The sequence below is a fragment of the Prodigiosinella aquatilis genome (genome assembly GCA_030388725.1).
GTDB classification, from domain to species: Bacteria; Pseudomonadota; Gammaproteobacteria; order Enterobacterales; family Enterobacteriaceae; genus Prodigiosinella; species Prodigiosinella aquatilis.
The window spans coordinates 2,789,716-2,805,488 of record CP128857.1 but is presented as its reverse complement, the minus strand read 5'-3'; the positions used below and the strand labels follow the sequence as shown (position 1 = coordinate 2,805,488).

Below are 15,773 nucleotides of genomic sequence, written 5' to 3'. Positions count from 1 at the left end.
GCTAACCCAACTAAGCCACTAGAATTTGCTGGTGGCACATGCTTCGGATACGCTTAAACCGGGCGTATTCTTTAGGCATGTCATCTTTAATATAAAGAAGATGACATGCCATTTTTTGTGTTCAACATAATGAGATCTGCCCTCAGCTTCATTTCCTCGCCATTCTTTTATATTTTATCTACATTCAGTCTTTAATTAATCATCAGATCATCAGAAACCCTACTATCATTCACGTTGGCATTTTACTTAATATCTCAGCAAGTAAGTCGAACACTTCCCCGAAAAGCTTTTCCGCATAAGGGGAAATTAGCAATATTAAAAAACCAACGGTGATAATGCCAGAGAGTAACGTAATGGGAAAACCTATTACGAAGATGGTTAGCTGTGGTGCCATTCGGCTTAAAAAGCCTAAAGTCATATTAATGGTTAATAGCAGAGTAATAAGTGGTAATGCTAACATTAAACCATGTGAGAATATTAACCCTCCGGCTTTTGCTAATGCTAGAAATGCATTGCTATTAACTGGAGTGGCGCTGATCGGAAGAGTATGGAAGCTGTCAGCCAATAAGGAAATTAACCACAAGTGCCCATTAAAAGTGAGAAACAACAAAATAGCCAATAAATTCATGAGACGGGAGATAACCGGCATATTCGGTCCGCCGGAAGGATCGAAAAATGTGGCAAACGATAACCCCATCTGTAGACCAATTATTTCACCAGAAAGTCTGATGGCAGCAAATGCTAACTGCATGGATAAGCCTAAAGCAGCACCAATCAATATTTGCTGCATGAGTAGCCATACTCCAGCTGCAGAAAGAATGGGCGTATTGTTTGGCGGTAGATAAGGGGCAACAAGAATAGTAATAAACAGTGCTAAACCGACTTTTACACGTCGGCTTACGGATCGTTCGTTAAATATAGGTGCTGTGCTGAGGAGAGCGAGGATCCTCACCAGTGGCCAAAAGAACTGGTTAAGCCAGCTCATTATGTCAGCACTGTTAAACGTGAGCATACCTATCCGATAATATGAGGTAGTTGGCTAAATAAAGTGCGCATATAGTCGAGCATGAGATTCAACATCCAAGGGCCAGCAATGACGAGAGTAAGAAATACCGTGAGCACTTTAGGGATAAAAGAAAGTGTCATCTCATTAATCTGAGTTGCGGCCTGAAGTAAACTGATAATCAAGCCACTGAATAATGCGGCAAGGAGAGGTGGTGCAGCCAGCGCCAGGGCTATCTTCATCGCTTCATATCCCATCGCCATGATGGATTCGGGTGTCATGTATTATTCCTCTATGAAGCTTTGGATGTTTGATATAAGCATTATGTGCTAACTGTAAAAACTTTGTGCTAGCGAACCCAGCAATAATTGCCAGCCATCTACTAAAACAAAAAGCATCAGCTTAAAAGGAAGAGATATAGTGGCTGGAGGAACCATCATCATCCCGAGTGCCATTAACACGCTGGCGACAACCAAGTCAATTATCAGAAAAGGAATGAATATCGTAAATCCGATTTGGAATGCTGTTTTTAACTCACTGGTGACATAAGCTGGAACCAAAACCCGCATAGGTACCGCTTCAGGGCCTTCCAGTGAAGGAATTTCTGCTAATCGGGTGAACAGTGCCAAATCAGTTTCTCTTGTTTGTCTCAGCATAAACTCGCGTAAAGGTTTAGCTCCTTTATCGATAGCTACCTCCATACTGATTTTATTCTCACTAAAGGGGAGATAGGCATCTTGATAGATGCGGTTTAATACCGGTGACATGATGAAAAACGTCAGAAAAAGACTCAGTCCGAGAAGTACCTGATTAGGTGGCGCTGTTGGTGTGCCGAGTGCATTTCTCAGTAAGCTTAATACGATAATGATACGGGTGAAACTGGTCATCAGTAGCAATACTGATGGTATAAAAGTCAGCGAAGTGAGGAATACCAGCGTTTGTATCGGTAAAGACCAGCTTTGCCCGCCGTTAGCCAGCGGTTGACTGACAATACTCGGTAACTGTGCCCAAACAGTCGGCGTAATAAAAAGAAAAACGAAGGCTAATGGATAGCATAAAAAACGGAACTGTATATGGGAAAAGGAGGTTAACAACCGTGAGGCGATGTTCATTCCGATTTTTCCGGACGTTTAGTGATTTTTTGTAAGAGTTGGCGAAAGTCAACTGACTTGATTTGGACTGTCGATGAACTATTGGCAACAGGTTGTGCGGGCATTGTATGCAGCTTGGTGATTTGTTGTGCCGTCACACCTAACACAAGCCATGTATTCTCAATTTCAACAATGACTATACGTTCACGCTGACCAACCGGACAACTCGAAACCACTTTCATCATATGGTTATGCCTGGACTGGGGAGCTAAACCCAGTTTGCGAACCAACCAGGCAATAAACAGGATTAAAAGTAATACACCACCCAGCACACTACTGACTTGTGTCAGCAGAGTGCTGCCGGTCAATGGAGACTCAGCCACAGCGATTGTTGATTGCTGAGTCGTCAGCGTAGACTGTTGCTGAGTTGGCATTAGCGGCTCAGTCTGCGCATACGCTCAGAAGGCGTTATGATATCAGTGATACGTACACCATACTTGTCCGAAACCACAACGACTTCACCTTGGGCAATGAGATAGCCGTTGATCATAATATCCAACGGTTCGCCGGCCAAACCATCAAGAGCGACCACAGAACCTTGAGATAACCGTAGTAGTTCTTTGATTGTCATTTTAGTACGACCTAATTCGACCGTTAGCTTGACGGGAATATCCAAGATAAGATCAATATCCTGCATTCCACCCAGATTATCCTGCGCATCAAGCGTTTTAAAAATTCCGTCAGTGCTGGCACTTTTTTCTTTTTCTACTGACTGTTGCTCGTTAAATGCATCAGCCCACAGATCGTCTACAGAATCCTTTTCTTCAGACGGTTTCTTGGTGTCATTCATCGGGCTGTTCCTCGTTATTCAGAGAATTCAAAATAGGGTTAATCAAATGTTCAACACGCAAAGCATACTGCCCGTTTAAGGTACCGTATTGGCAGGTTAGAACAGGGACACCGTCAACATGAGCAATCAGGCGGTCGGGTTTATCTATGGATAGGACATCGCCAGGCTTAAGTTTTAAAACTTTAGATAAGCGTAAGGGAATATCTGTAAAATTTGCTACCAATTCCAATTCAGAATGCTGGACTTGTTTAGCCAGGGTTTCACGCCAGTTTTGGTCTTCCTGCCTGGAGTTCTCAAGAGGAGGGTTCGCCAGCAACTCACGTAGGGGCTCAATCATCGAGAACGGAATACAGATGCTGAACTCGCCTGTCAGCGTACCGATTTCCACATGGAATGGTGTTGTGACCACAATATCATTAGGTGATGTTGTGATATTGGTAAACTTAACCTGCATTTCAGAGCGGACGTACTCAACATCAAGTTTGTAAATGGCGTTCCAGGCTTCACCATAAGCCTCCAGTGCCAACTTCAACATCCGTCTTACTACTCGTTGTTCCGTATGTGTAAATTCACGGCCTTCAACTTTGGTGGGGAAACGTCCGTCGCCACCAAAAAGGTTGTCGACAGCAATGAACACCAGGCTTGGTGAGAAAACGAATAATGCCGTACCGCGCAAGGGCTTCAGATGTATCAAGTTTAGGTTCGTAGGTACCGGGAGATTACGCGCAAAATCATGATAAGGCTGGATTTTAATTGCACCTACGGTGATGTCAGGACTACGGCGTAATAAATTGAACAACCCCATACGAAACTGGCGAGCAAAACGCTCGTTAATAATTTCCAGTGCCTGTAAACGCTCGCGAATAACGCGACGTTGCGTGTTAGGATCATAAGGTTTAACGTCGCCGACACCGGCGTCGTTTTTTGCTGGCGTAGTGGTATCGTCATTGCTGTCACCACTATCGCCGTTTAACAGTGCATCAATTTCTGCTTGTGAAAGAATGCTGTCGCCCATAATGATTACCGCAAGATAAAGGCAGTGAACAAGACATCAGTTACCACCTGGTTTGGCTGGCCGGGGACCAGCGGTGGACTCAGCACCTGTTTAATATCTTCAATCAGTTTTTGCTTACCTTGTTCTTTAGACAAAACAGTCGCATCCTGACGTGAGAGTAACAATAACAATCTACTGCGCACTTCCGGTAGATAACTAATTAGCTTGGCGCGGGTAGCTTCATCCGGGAGACGTAATGTGAAGCCGATGTATAACACGCGATCCAAGTTGTTATCGGGACTCGTCAGATTAACAGTAAATGTATCCAAAGGCATAAAGACCGGCTTTGGCGGTGGTGGGGGTGCTTGTACTGTAGCCTCAGCATTTTTCTGATGTAAAAACCACCAACTTGCCCCTGCGGCAGCCGTCGCAGCAAGTGCAATTATAATCAACAATATCAGCCAGATGGAACGTTTACGTCCCGACTGGGCTTTTTTACCATTCGTAGCCAATGATAGGTCCTGTTACTTATCGATACTTAGCCGTGAATACATCACAGTTAAATTAATGCGTAATATTAATGATTATCCCGTCTATTCAGGCGATCAATAGCGTGAATAGGCCAAGAAAACCGCGTTAACTTATGCGTTCATCCTCAATATCAGGCAAAAATATCAACCCCGTTTACTGAAGAAACCATAGATTGCAACCGTGTCGGAATGGGCAGTGGGTCTACTGTTTTACTGGTCGTTTCACTAAACTGCTGTTTATAGGATGATGAATTACCAGAATTGCTATTATTGTTGTTCGCTGTCTGTTGCTGGGCTTGTTGCCAACCTGCTGCGTCGCTGCCTACACTGCTTTGTCCAAGGTTGATTCCACTTTCTGCCATAGCATTACGCAGATGTGGCAATGCGGCTTCCAGTGCTGAACGAACCTGGCTGTTACCCGATATCAGATGGATCTGTGCTTGGCTATCATCCAGCTTAAGACTGATCTGGAGTGACCCTAGCTCTTCAGGGTGCAAGCGTAATTCAGCGGTTTGCTGACCGCCACGCATGAACATGATCACTTGTTGACTCAATGTGTCATTCCACTGCTGGGTTCCTACCGGTACATTGATCTGTCCGGTGACATGCTGTGCAGCAGGAAGTGAAGGTACTGACACATTTGTGAGTGTGGATGTCATGTTTTGGAGGGATGCAGCATTAGACGTGTTATTGGTGTTAGCTGAGAGTGCCAAGGTTTGTTCCACGCTATCTTTTGCTGTTCTCACTAGTGTGGCGTCAACTTTTATTTGGTCCTCTGGTGTCTGAGATGGATGCTGGTTCTGTAAGCGACTATCTTTCAGTGAAACCTTAGTGTCTAAACTCATGAAAGATAATGCGCTGTCTGATGCATCATCCTTGCTCTTTTTATCATCGGATTTCACGGTATCGGTAAACAACGCTGGATTGCCATTTCGTTTATCATTAACTGACTTGGGTAAAACGTTCACACTGCCAGTTTTGTTGACAGCAGTTTTCGTGATAGATGTTTGGGTATTTTGAGTAGGCAACATTGCAAAAAGCGCCTGCATGGCCAGCGCATTATCGTCAGATTTATTGTCCTTCTTCTCTTCAGTCTTTTTCACTTTGGATAAAAGGTCGGTTACAGAATTTAAATCTTCCAGAGAAATGGAGCCATTTGAAAATGCACTAAGAAGATCATTGAGATCGTTGTCATTGACCATGATGCCGTTTTGCTGAAGTGTATTCAGAAGATCGTTTTTTTCACTATCAGTAACAACGGCTTCTTTACTACTGTTGCCAGTCGCTAAATTCTTACTCAAAAGCTGAATAAAATCTTTAGGTAAATTATCCTTCCCTAAAAGAGCGGAGAGGGTATCACCCGGCGAAACACTGCCTGTATTGCTGATATTGGTCGTAGTAGATAATGCGGGCAGATTCATGGTTCTATTTTCCTCATTGAGGCTCGTTGAGCAAATTCATCCATTTGCTTTTGTTCTAACCGATTTTCCCGGGCAAGCTGTTTACTTTGTTCACGATCTCGCAAGGTTTCAAAAGCGTTCAGACGCTGCTGTTTTTCTTGCCAGGTCTTCATCACCAGATCCAGACGAGAAGTCCACTGTAATAGTTGTTGTCGATGTTGTTCAATCGCTTTATCCAGGGTCAGGATAAATTGTTGATAGTTTCGCCAACTGGTATTCGCCATACCGTCTGTCATCGAATCATTAAGCTTCTGTCGATAGTCGTCTTGGTAGTTTAACAGCATATTTAGCTGTTGTTCAGCCTGCTGATACGCTTGTTGTACTTGCCCCAGTTGACTGGTTGCCTTTTCAACTTCTTTTTCCGCTAATTCGCGTAACATGGCAAGAGATGACGGATTTTTCATCTTTCCTCCTGTTCATTACGAGGAAAAATGGTATTTAATGCCTGATAAGAGTCTGCATAATTACTTCGTTCAAACATCCCTTGCTGTAGAAAAGCTTCCATTTGCGGATATAAACGGATAGCGCGGTCAAGTGTCAGATCACTGCCTGCAGCGTACGCCCCAACGCTTACCAGGTCGCGGTTACGTTGATAGCTTGATAATAGCTGTTTGAATTGACGAACCGAGCCATAATGCTCCTCGTCGATCAGAGACGTCATGGCACGACTAATGGATGCCTCTATATCAATTGCTGGATAGTGCCCCGCTTCAGCCAACTGCCGTGAAAGTACTATATGCCCATCCAGAATTGCGCGAGCTGAGTCTGCAATAGGATCCTGTTGGTCGTCACCTTCAGTTAAAACGGTATAAAAAGCAGTTATAGAACCACCGCCATGAATACCGTTGCCTGCGCGCTCAACTAATGCAGGCAATTTAGCGAAAACAGAAGGGGGATATCCTTTGGTTGCCGGAGGCTCCCCAATCGCTAACGCAATTTCGCGTTGTGCCATAGCGTACCGGGTCAATGAATCCATGATCAATAATACATGCTGACCACGGTCGCGAAAATCTTCAGCTATGCGTGTCGCATAAGCAGCACCTTGCATGCGCAGCAACGGTGAAACGTCTGCCGGTGCAGCGATAACGACAGAACGTGCGCGACCCTCTGGGCCTAGAATGTTCTCAATGAAATCCTTTACTTCGCGCCCACGCTCACCGATCAATCCCACAACAATGATATCCGCCTGAGTGTAACGTGCCATCATTCCCAGCAATACACTTTTACCGACACCGGAACCGGCGAATAATCCCATACGCTGCCCACGACCTACGGTAAGCAGAGCATTGATTGCCCGAACGCCGACATCAAGTACATCTTCAATGGGGGTCCGTTGCAAAGGATTAACGGGTGGCGTAATTAATGCTGCGCGATAACCTGTATCTGGTGCCGGTAATCCATCCAGTGGTTTTGCGCTACCATCAAGAACACGTCCTAGTAACTCAGGGCCTAATGGTAATTGTTTTCCCTGGGTTTTCCCCTCTGGGCCTATTCGTTCGTAAACACGGGCACCCGGTATAATGCCTTCTACTTCTTCCAATGGCATGAGAAATAGTTTTTGTCCGTTAAAACCGACAACTTCACTCTCCACTTCCTCGACCTGATTCCCGTTCTGGCGCTCAATCAGACAGGTTGCCCCCAAAGGCATATGTAAACCGGTAACTTCGAGTACCAAACCTGTTGCCCGAGTCAGTCGGCCATAACGACGCACCGAAGGCGTATTGGCAATCCGCTTCTCAAACGAATCCAACGTGGAAAGCCAGCGAGAGAGACGGGCAGTCATTATAGATCTCCCGGTGCTGCCAGGCGGCAGAGTTCGTGCCAGCGAGTAGCTATACTGGCATCAAGGTCACCTTCTTCCGCACTGACTTTACAACCACCAGGATGGAGCTGATTATCGGCTAATAATCCCCATCCATGAAGGCTGAGCGTTGGGCCGAGATGTTGCTCAACCCGTTCTATATCTGAAGGGTGCACCCGTAATTGTGGTTTACCAGTGAACAGCGGTTCTTGTTGAATGAGGTGTTGAATCTGGCTTAGTAATGCGTTTCCATCACAAATCGCTGTCTGACCGATAACCTGCTTCGCAGCGGTGAGCGCCAATTGCATCAATCGAGATGCAATGACGCTGTCAAGCGCATCAAGAGATTGCTGGAATTCAGTTACCATCTGCTGCATTTGGGTAATCATCGGTTGCTGCTGTTGTACCGCATCTTGTTGAGCTTGTTGCAGACCCGTCTTCAATCCTTCTTGATAGCCTGCGTCATATCCTTGTTGGTGACCTTCCGAATATCCGGTATCGTGCGCTTGCTGTTGCACCTGCACACGTAGCGCTTGCAAGCTGTCATCATTCTGCTGATTGATAATGTCAGTAGAAATTTGTGGCGGCTCAATGAAATCAGACTCTTGCACCGGTGCTTGGGCTCCAGAGGACGCAAGGTCGTCTGGTTTCCAGAGTTGCCAGGGCAGGTTATTAGATGAATCAGACATAAGCGTCATCGCCACCACCAATGATCATTTCCCCGCTATCTGCCAGACGACGAACAATAAGCAGGATTGCTTTCTGTTCGTTTTCTACCTGAGACATGCGTACTGGACCACGGGTGGCCAAATCGTCGCGCAAAATCTCTGCGGCACGTTGGGACATGTTGCGCAGGAATTTTTCGCGCAGGCCCTGCTCGGCACCTTTCAAAGCAATCAGCAGAGATTCGGACTCCACTTCCTGTAGCAAACGCTGGATACTGCGGTCGTCCACTTCCACCAGATTTTCGAACAAGAACATTTCGTCGATAATTTTTTGCGCCAGTTCACCATCAAATTCGCGCACGGCATCCATAACAGTTTCTTCGTGCTGCGTTTTCATCAGGTTGATGATTTCAGCAGCAGTACGAATGCCACCCATCTTACTGCGTTTCAGGTTCTGTCCATCCAACAGGCCATTAAGAACTTCGGTTAATTCAGCCAATGCTGATGGTTGCACTCCGCCGAAAGTGGCGATACGCAGCATGACATCGTTGCGCAGCCGCTCATCAAATAAAGCAAGAATATCCGCTGCCTGGGCGCGTTTTAGGTGAACCAATATGGTGGCAATAATTTGTGGATGCTCGTCCTTGATAAGGTCGGCAGCACTTTGTGGTTCCATAAAGTTAAGCGTTTCCATGCCGGAAGATGTTTCTTTGCTTTCCAGAATATCTTCCAGCAGGCTGGATGCCCGCTCTTCACCTAACGCTTTGACCAAGACAGAGCGCAAGTAATCACCAGCATTTATACTCAGTGCCGCATATTGCTCGGCGTCACTTTCAAATTCTTTCAGCACTTCCAGCAATTGTTGTTGTGAAACTTGTCGCATACTGGCCATCGCCGTACTGAGATGTTGGACTTCACGTGTGGAGAGATGAGTGAATACATCCGCTGCGCGATCTTCTCCGATGGTCATCAATAAAATGGCGCTTTTTTCTGTACCGGTCATACTCATAGTTCGTTCCCCATCCATTGACGGATTACCAGTGCGACGACACGAGGATCGTTTTCGGCCAGTTCACGTATTCGTTGACTTTGTAGTTCGGCATGAACGCGTTGCTGGGATTTCCTCTGTTGTTCCTCTTCATCTGTGCTGATACTGACAGTGACATCATCATTCCCACCGCTACTATTACGTAATCCAGCGGCTGCCTGAGCGGCTTCTTGCTGTTGTGCTTTTCGTTGTAGATGCGGGCGTACCAGTTTTCGGTACATAAGCAAAGCAACAATCAGTACCAGCAGCCAGCGTCCACCTTCTATTAACAGGTTGAAGAATGCAGGTGTCTTCCAGAAGGGGAGTTCACCGCCACTTTGATCAACTTCTGAGAACGGTGTATTGACTACATTGAGAGTATCGCCACGTTTGCTAGAGAACCCCATTGCTTCACGAGTTAATGATTCAATTTGCTTAATTTGTTCTGCAGTTAATGCGGTTGGCTTACCATCAGTCCCAGTAGGGAGATAGTTTACGACAACGGCTACAGATAAGCGCTGAACATCGCCGGTGCTATGTTTAGTGTGAAGGATAGTGCGGTCAACTTCATAGTTAATGGTTTGATCATGACGACTGTTGAACGTCTGGTTTGCAGACGAGGTTCCTGCTGTTTGCGCCGTACTAGTACCAGTGTTAGCTCTATTCGTATTATTGTTGGCATTGTTGGCATTGTTGGCATTGTTGGCCGGTGGTGTTGAAATCGGTGCTGTAGGTGCGGGTGCCGGTGTATTAGATAATGCACCAGGAACGCCCCCTACATTTGGGCCGCCACGCTGTTCGCTCTGACTTGTTTGTTCAGAACGTACGGCTGATTGGTTCGGTGCCTGGTTTGGCTGATACTGCTCGTCGGTTTGTTCGCGACTTGAAAAATCAATCTGGGCCGTGACCTGGGCGTGAACATTTCCGGAACCAACAACAGGTGCAAGGATCGATTCAATCCGGCGTTGATAACGGCTTTCTACTTCGCTTGCATATTTTAGTTGCGTGGAATCCAAACCGCGGCCAGCACCGTCGGATTGAGTTAGTAAATGACCCGACTGGTCAACAACCGTCACTTTATCTGCTGGTAATCCTGCTACGCTACTGGAAATCAGGTAAACAATGGCATTGATCTGACCATCATCGAGTGCGCGCCCCGGCTGTAATGTCAATGTAACTGAAGCGGAAGGCGACTTTTGCTCACGAACAAAAAGAGAAGGCTTTGGAATAGCGAGATGGACTCGTGCACTTTGAACCGGTCCCAACGTTTCCATGGTACGCGCCAGTTCGCCTTCCAGTGCTCGTTGGTAATTAATCTGTTCACTGAACTGGCTGATGCCAAATTTCTCTTGATCAAGCAATTCAAAGCCGACTGCTCCACCTTTCGGCAACCCTAGTTGCGCGAGACGTAAGCGAGTTTCATAAACTTTGTCTGTAGGAATCAGAATGGCCCCACCACCTTCAGAAAAGTGGTAGGGGATATTCATTTTACCTAATTCCGTGACGATAGCACCACCGTCACGGTCATCTAAATTACTGTAGAGTACCTGGTAATTTGGCCCCTTGGCCCATAAAGATAAAGCTATAACGATGGCAATGGTTGCTGCCGCTGCTATTAATAGAGGTATTCTGGGATTGGCACGCAAGCGGTTGAGTATTTCGCCAAAGCCATTTCCACCGGCAGCTGTTCCTGATGTTGAGGCATTCATACTCTATTTCTGCCTAATTGTTGGACAATATAGCTAACGTTGTTACGTGACAAAACAGAACTCCGTGATTGCGCAATCATAAACGATTCATTGCCTACACTTGTCGGCATGTCATTATTTTACGTAATGCAAAATTCGATGGGCCGATAAGCCAGCATTTTTAACGCTAATTAACCGATTTAATACATCATGCATATGGTAGGGTGGCAGCCGTGAAATAAAAAATAGTGAATCACCGTGGATATACAAGGCATCCAGTTCTTTTTATTTCATTATTTATGAGTAGGTTAGTGTGAATCCGCGGTTAAACCGATTTACCCGATAGCAAGTGAGGGCAGTATGTCAGTTCAAGGCATTGATGGTGTATTACAACAAATGCAGGTTGCCATAACACAGGCAGCAGATAATCCGGTCACCAGACCTGCTATGGGACCAGGGTTTGCCAGCGAATTAAAATCAGCCATTGATAAAATCAGTGACACTCAACAGAGTGCCCAGGTTGAGGCCAAAAATTTCACTATGGGTGTCCCTGGGGTTGCACTGAACGATGTCATGGTGGATTTACAGAAGGCATCTGTTTCACTTCAAATGGGTATTCAAGTTAGAAATAAACTGGTTTCTGCTTACCAGGATGTGATGAATATGACCGTGTGAGTGTGATGTAAACATCATTACGACATAACTTACTGTTCTATATTATTTTTTATTCCAGTTTATGTTTGTTTGAGCATGAAATTCAGTAGAAAGCCAGCTTTTGATTGCTGGCCCATGGTTTATCAATAATGATGTGATATGAATTTATAATTGTCATGCTCATGATTGTGGATCGCCAGGTAGTGTTCGATGTTGAGAAAATTTACCATATGCATCATTAATATTTTTTTGATTTAGTGATTTACCCATCAGTTCACCCAACTCATCCATCCGTTTCTGGAGCAAATGCTTAACGGTGGCTTCGTTATCTACAATTTCCTGCAAAATTTCCCGGAAATGCAACTGCGTAACGCTATCAATATTTGCAGGCAGCGGCGCCTTTGTTAGTGTTTCCACTGATTGGATATAAATAATTTCCTGTTTAACTAGTTCATCCCAGTGGCCATTAATAGCTAAAGCTAAAATCTCTTTGCTGAGAGATAAAAGCTGCCGGTAATTGTTGAGAAACTGATGGAGATTGTCCATTTAACGCACTTCCTGCTCAGGTTGATAATTTGGACCAATTCTGCGCCATGCATCAGCAATATTTTCCAGTAAGATTTCGACTTCAATTATTGCCTGTTCATCGTTGTGTTGGTTAGCGTGTAATAATCTACGGGACATGTAGTCATAGAGCTCAGAAAGGTTATCTACCAGTTCATCATTACCTTCTGTATCCAGCCCTGCTTTTAAACCATTAATAATAATGTTAATAGCTTTTGATAAAGCATTACCTTTGCCCTGAATATCACCTTTCTGCATCAGGATTCGAGCACGGACAAGTGCGCTGTGCGCGCCGTCAAACAACAGTACGATCAGTTGATGGGGGCTTGCGCTCATTACACTACTTTCTAAGCCTACTCTCTCATAGACTTGACTACCATTTCTGTTATACATAAATTTCTCTCTTATCAACTGCTCAAACTACTTGCTACTGGAACTCGAAGAACTCAGCAAGGAAGTCAGAGAACTACTGGTTCCGTTTAACTGTGATACCAACGTATTGAGCTGAACGAATTGAGCCTTATAGCGCGCAATATTATCATTAATACTGTTTGTCGTATTTTCGATCTGCTTACTCAGCGTTTTTAACGAGGTGTTGATGCCATCTGTAGAAGTTTGAATAAGCCCGTTGTTAGTATTTAACACTTCTGTTAGATACTTGCTACTCTGTGTAGCAAAGCCTGTTGTTTTTCCATCACCCAGAAAGAATGCTTTTACATTATCAGGTTGTTCATTAAGTGCTTTTTGTAATTTCGTTGTATCAACTTCCAATTTCCCTTGATCGGTACCAGTAGCGATCTGTTTAATCCCTAAATCATTAAGGATTTTGAGTGTGCCACTTTGGCTTTGTATCGAAGTCAACTGGCTTTGTAATTGACGTTGGATACCCTGAACGGTACTGTTGCCTAATAATGCCCCATTACCTGTACTCTGAGTAGTATCACCTGGATTAACAGCAACGTATTTGGTTTGTGACTGAATAGTGGTTTGCAGCGAGTTGTAAGCATCGACCCATGCTTGAATAGCCGTCTGTAACTGGGATGTGTCTTTAGAAATCGTCAGATTTTCAGTTTTATATGTAGAAGGTGTGGTGGTGGTATCAAGATCTGATTGTTTTTTCAGATTAAAGGTGACGCCATCAATGGCATCGTTGATCGTATTGCTCTGGCGTTCTATTGATATGCCATTTAATGTAAATGTAGCGTTTTGAGCTGCAGTGAGCTGAGTGGATTTATTATTAGCTGGCGTAGTGGTTTCATAATGAAGCAGACTATCTAAAGAAGTGTCATTAGATTGGACGGTGATTTCAGATTTTAGTCCAGTGTCCTTAGCTGTTAACATCAGTTGAAAACTATTATCGTTGGCTTTCACTATACTTGCAGTTACGCCAGAATCCGATTTATTGATGGCGTCACGAATCTCGGTCAGAGACGTCTGTGAGTCGGATAACGAAATCGTTGTTGTTTTATTTAGCCCCGGTTGGGCAATCGTTAGTGTTCTGTCAGTGGTCGGCGTACCTAGCTTGTCAGTCTCGCTGGCTACTGAGGTGGATATCAGTGATTGCGCCTGTGCGATCTGGGTTACAGCCACGGCATAGTTGCCCGCTGCCGCGTTGGCGGTGGTCGTCGCAGTGAACGCGGTATTGGAGCTACTGACGGAAGTTGTAGCGATATCGTTTATTTTCGCCAGCGATTCAGTGGCAGTATTCAGTTTGTCCAGCGACGTTTTTAAAATGCCAAAGGACGTGATTTGGCTGTTATAAGCTGTTTGCTTATTGGTTAAAGGAGTAAGGCGACCTTGCTCCTGAGTTGTTATGTTGCTAAGCAGACTATTTAAATCTAGTCCTGAAATATTTAAGTTATTTATGCCCGCACTCGCACCTGTACTTGCCATGAGTATTGATCCTTATTTTTGTGCTAATGATGCTATATCGGATGTTGCGCTGAAAAGTTTATAGTAAAAATGAATTTTATTACCTCTCATAACTATATGAAAACGTAATGTCATGATGGGTAATGCGGTGCCATGAGAAAGTACCTGGTTCTTAAAAGGTTCAACCGACTTTTTTAAAAAAAACTAAAGCTTCTTTAGGCTGTGCCGATACAGCTTAGGACGGTGATTTAACGCCGTGGGCAACAGCCCGAAACCTAAAACCGACTTGAATTGAAAAGGAAACACCATTATGGCACAAGTCATTAATACAAACAGCCTGTCGCTGTTGACCCAAAACAATCTGAACAAATCTCAGTCATCTTTGAGCACTGCTATTGCTCGTTTGTCTTCGGGCCTGCGTATTACTAGCGCTAAAGATGATGCAACCGGTGAAGCTATTGCTAACCGTTTCACTGCTAACATCAAAGGGTTGACTGTCGCTGCACGTAATGCCAACGACGGTATTTCCATCGCACAAACCACTGAAGGTGCCCTGGACGAAATCAACAACAACTTACAACGTGTGCGTGAACTGACAGTTCAGGCACAGAACGGATCCAACTCTGCTAGTGACCTTTCTTCTATGCAGGATGAAATCCAAGCCCGTATGGATGAAATTGACCGTGTATCGGCTCAAACTCAATTTAACGGTGTAAACGTACTGAGCAAAGATACCACCATGTCTATTCAGGTGGGTGCTAATGATAACCAAACTATTGATATCGGACTGAAAGAAGTAACGTCCAAAACTCTGGGCCTGGATGGTTTCAATGTAACTGGTCCAAACGGCGGCACTGCAACGGGTGCCTTGGCTACGGCAGATTACCAGAAAGCTTATGGTTCAACTACCAATGTAACGGGTACTACTGCCGCTGAATCAACCCCTGGTGATTTGGCAACAAAACTGGGTGTCGCTTCTGGTAGTGTTACTGTTGCTACGGGTGCCACTCAGGATAGTAAAGGCAACTGGTTTGTTAAAGTTGACATCACTGCTACCAGCGCTACTGAAGAAAACAACCTGAAAGCAAACGGTTTTGATATCGCTTCTGGTACTACTGGTTCCTTCTACATTGCAGTAGATCCGCAGAGTGCCGATACCAGCACGACTACTGGTACCGCAGCATTTAAGCTGGATACAGCGAACATGAGTCTGAAGAAGCTGACTTCTGGTGCAACGAGTAGCCCGTTGGCTGCAATTGATAAAGCAATATCATCGGTTGACGTACAGCGTAGTTCGTTGGGTGCGATTCAGAATCGGTTCACCTCTGCTATCAGTAACCTGAACAATACTGTTAACAACCTGACGGAAGCTAGAAGTCGTATTCAGGATGCTGATTATGCAACTGAAGTTTCTAATATGAGCCGTGCCCAGATCCTGCAACAGGCGGGTACTTCTGTTCTGAAACAGGCTAACCAGGTTCCACAGACCGTTCTGTCTCTGCTGCAGTAATAGCTGTGAATTTTACGTTCAAACCCGGCGAAAGCCGGGTTTTTTTTGCTCTTAACCAGCCATT

General features: G+C 45.0%; 18 protein-coding genes. 2 read left to right on the top strand and 16 right to left on the bottom strand.

Translation table 11 applies throughout. The annotated features are described in order from the left end of the window. Positions 1–229: 229 nt before the first annotated feature. From fliR to fliF, 13 genes are all read right to left on the bottom strand, one after another. Complete coding sequence (gene fliR / locus PCO85_12995) at positions 230–1,012, bottom strand: flagellar biosynthetic protein FliR (GenBank protein ID WJV52171.1); 783 nt, start codon at positions 1,010–1,012, stop codon at positions 230–232. Between the two features lie 2 nt (positions 1,013–1,014). Then, on the bottom strand, positions 1,015–1,284 hold the full coding sequence (fliQ, locus tag PCO85_12990; GenBank protein ID WJV52170.1) for a flagellar biosynthesis protein FliQ: 270 nt from the start codon (positions 1,282–1,284) through the stop codon (positions 1,015–1,017). 48 nt (positions 1,285–1,332) lie between these two features. Continuing rightward, positions 1,333–2,115, bottom strand: coding sequence for a flagellar type III secretion system pore protein FliP (fliP, locus tag PCO85_12985; protein ID WJV52169.1), 783 nt, complete (start codon positions 2,113–2,115; stop codon positions 1,333–1,335). Continuing rightward, the gene (gene fliO / locus PCO85_12980) at positions 2,112–2,528 is read right to left on the bottom strand and encodes a flagellar biosynthetic protein FliO (GenBank protein ID WJV52168.1); all 417 of its coding nucleotides are present in this window, start codon (positions 2,526–2,528) and stop codon (positions 2,112–2,114) included. Before fliO ends, fliP begins: the two co-directional genes overlap by 4 nt. After that, the gene (fliN, locus tag PCO85_12975) at positions 2,528–2,944 is read right to left on the bottom strand and encodes a flagellar motor switch protein FliN (GenBank protein WJV52167.1); all 417 of its coding nucleotides are present in this window, start codon (positions 2,942–2,944) and stop codon (positions 2,528–2,530) included. Before fliN ends, fliO begins: the two co-directional genes overlap by 1 nt. Beyond that, positions 2,937–3,959 carry a flagellar motor switch protein FliM gene (fliM, locus tag PCO85_12970; protein WJV52166.1) on the bottom strand — a complete coding sequence of 341 codons (1,023 nt, stop codon included), beginning with the start codon at positions 3,957–3,959 and terminating at the stop codon, positions 2,937–2,939. Before fliM ends, fliN begins: the two co-directional genes overlap by 8 nt. A gap of 5 nt (positions 3,960–3,964) precedes the next feature. Continuing rightward, positions 3,965–4,450 (bottom strand): flagellar basal body-associated protein FliL, encoded by a 486-nt coding sequence (gene fliL / locus PCO85_12965; protein ID WJV52165.1) that lies wholly within the window; start codon positions 4,448–4,450, stop codon positions 3,965–3,967. A 149-nt stretch (positions 4,451–4,599) separates the two neighbouring features. After that, positions 4,600–5,889, bottom strand: a complete 1,290-nt coding sequence (locus PCO85_12960) for a flagellar hook-length control protein FliK (protein WJV52164.1) — start codon at positions 5,887–5,889, stop codon at positions 4,600–4,602. Next, positions 5,886–6,332, bottom strand: a complete 447-nt coding sequence (gene fliJ / locus PCO85_12955) for a flagellar export protein FliJ (protein WJV52163.1) — start codon at positions 6,330–6,332, stop codon at positions 5,886–5,888. The genes PCO85_12960 and fliJ overlap by 4 nt, the downstream gene beginning before the upstream one ends. Then, positions 6,329–7,711, bottom strand: a complete 1,383-nt coding sequence (gene fliI, locus PCO85_12950) for a flagellar protein export ATPase FliI (GenBank protein ID WJV52162.1) — start codon at positions 7,709–7,711, stop codon at positions 6,329–6,331. The genes fliJ and fliI overlap by 4 nt, the downstream gene beginning before the upstream one ends. Then, positions 7,711–8,418: a flagellar assembly protein FliH gene (fliH, locus tag PCO85_12945; GenBank protein WJV52161.1), complete on the bottom strand. Its 708-nt coding sequence runs from the start codon at positions 8,416–8,418 to the stop codon at positions 7,711–7,713. The genes fliI and fliH overlap by 1 nt, the downstream gene beginning before the upstream one ends. Further along, positions 8,411–9,403, bottom strand: coding sequence for a flagellar motor switch protein FliG (gene fliG / locus PCO85_12940; GenBank protein WJV52160.1), 993 nt, complete (start codon positions 9,401–9,403; stop codon positions 8,411–8,413). The genes fliH and fliG overlap by 8 nt, the downstream gene beginning before the upstream one ends. Further along, complete coding sequence (gene fliF, locus PCO85_12935; GenBank protein ID WJV52159.1) at positions 9,400–11,130, bottom strand: flagellar basal-body MS-ring/collar protein FliF; 1,731 nt, start codon at positions 11,128–11,130, stop codon at positions 9,400–9,402. Before fliF ends, fliG begins: the two co-directional genes overlap by 4 nt. Before the next feature lie 339 nt (positions 11,131–11,469). Between fliF and fliE the strand changes: the two genes are divergently transcribed. Next, on the top strand, positions 11,470–11,784 hold the full coding sequence (gene fliE, locus PCO85_12930) for a flagellar hook-basal body complex protein FliE (protein ID WJV52158.1): 315 nt from the start codon (positions 11,470–11,472) through the stop codon (positions 11,782–11,784). A 159-nt stretch (positions 11,785–11,943) separates the two neighbouring features. Here fliE and fliT read toward each other — a convergent pair whose 3' ends face one another. The 3 genes from fliT to fliD are packed head-to-tail and all read right to left on the bottom strand — an operon-like array spanning position 11,944 to position 14,220. Continuing rightward, complete coding sequence (gene fliT, locus PCO85_12925; GenBank protein WJV52157.1) at positions 11,944–12,309, bottom strand: flagella biosynthesis regulatory protein FliT; 366 nt, start codon at positions 12,307–12,309, stop codon at positions 11,944–11,946. Next, entirely contained in the window at positions 12,310–12,720 is a 411-nt protein-coding gene (fliS, locus tag PCO85_12920; protein ID WJV52156.1) for a flagellar export chaperone FliS, read from the bottom strand. 27 nt (positions 12,721–12,747) lie between these two features. Further along, positions 12,748–14,220: a flagellar filament capping protein FliD gene (gene fliD, locus PCO85_12915; protein ID WJV52155.1), complete on the bottom strand. Its 1,473-nt coding sequence runs from the start codon at positions 14,218–14,220 to the stop codon at positions 12,748–12,750. Between the two features lie 289 nt (positions 14,221–14,509). Here fliD and PCO85_12910 point away from each other — a divergent pair, with 289 nt between their 5' ends. Continuing rightward, positions 14,510–15,709, top strand: a complete 1,200-nt coding sequence (locus tag PCO85_12910; GenBank protein WJV52154.1) for a FliC/FljB family flagellin — start codon at positions 14,510–14,512, stop codon at positions 15,707–15,709. Positions 15,710–15,773 lie beyond the last annotated feature (64 nt).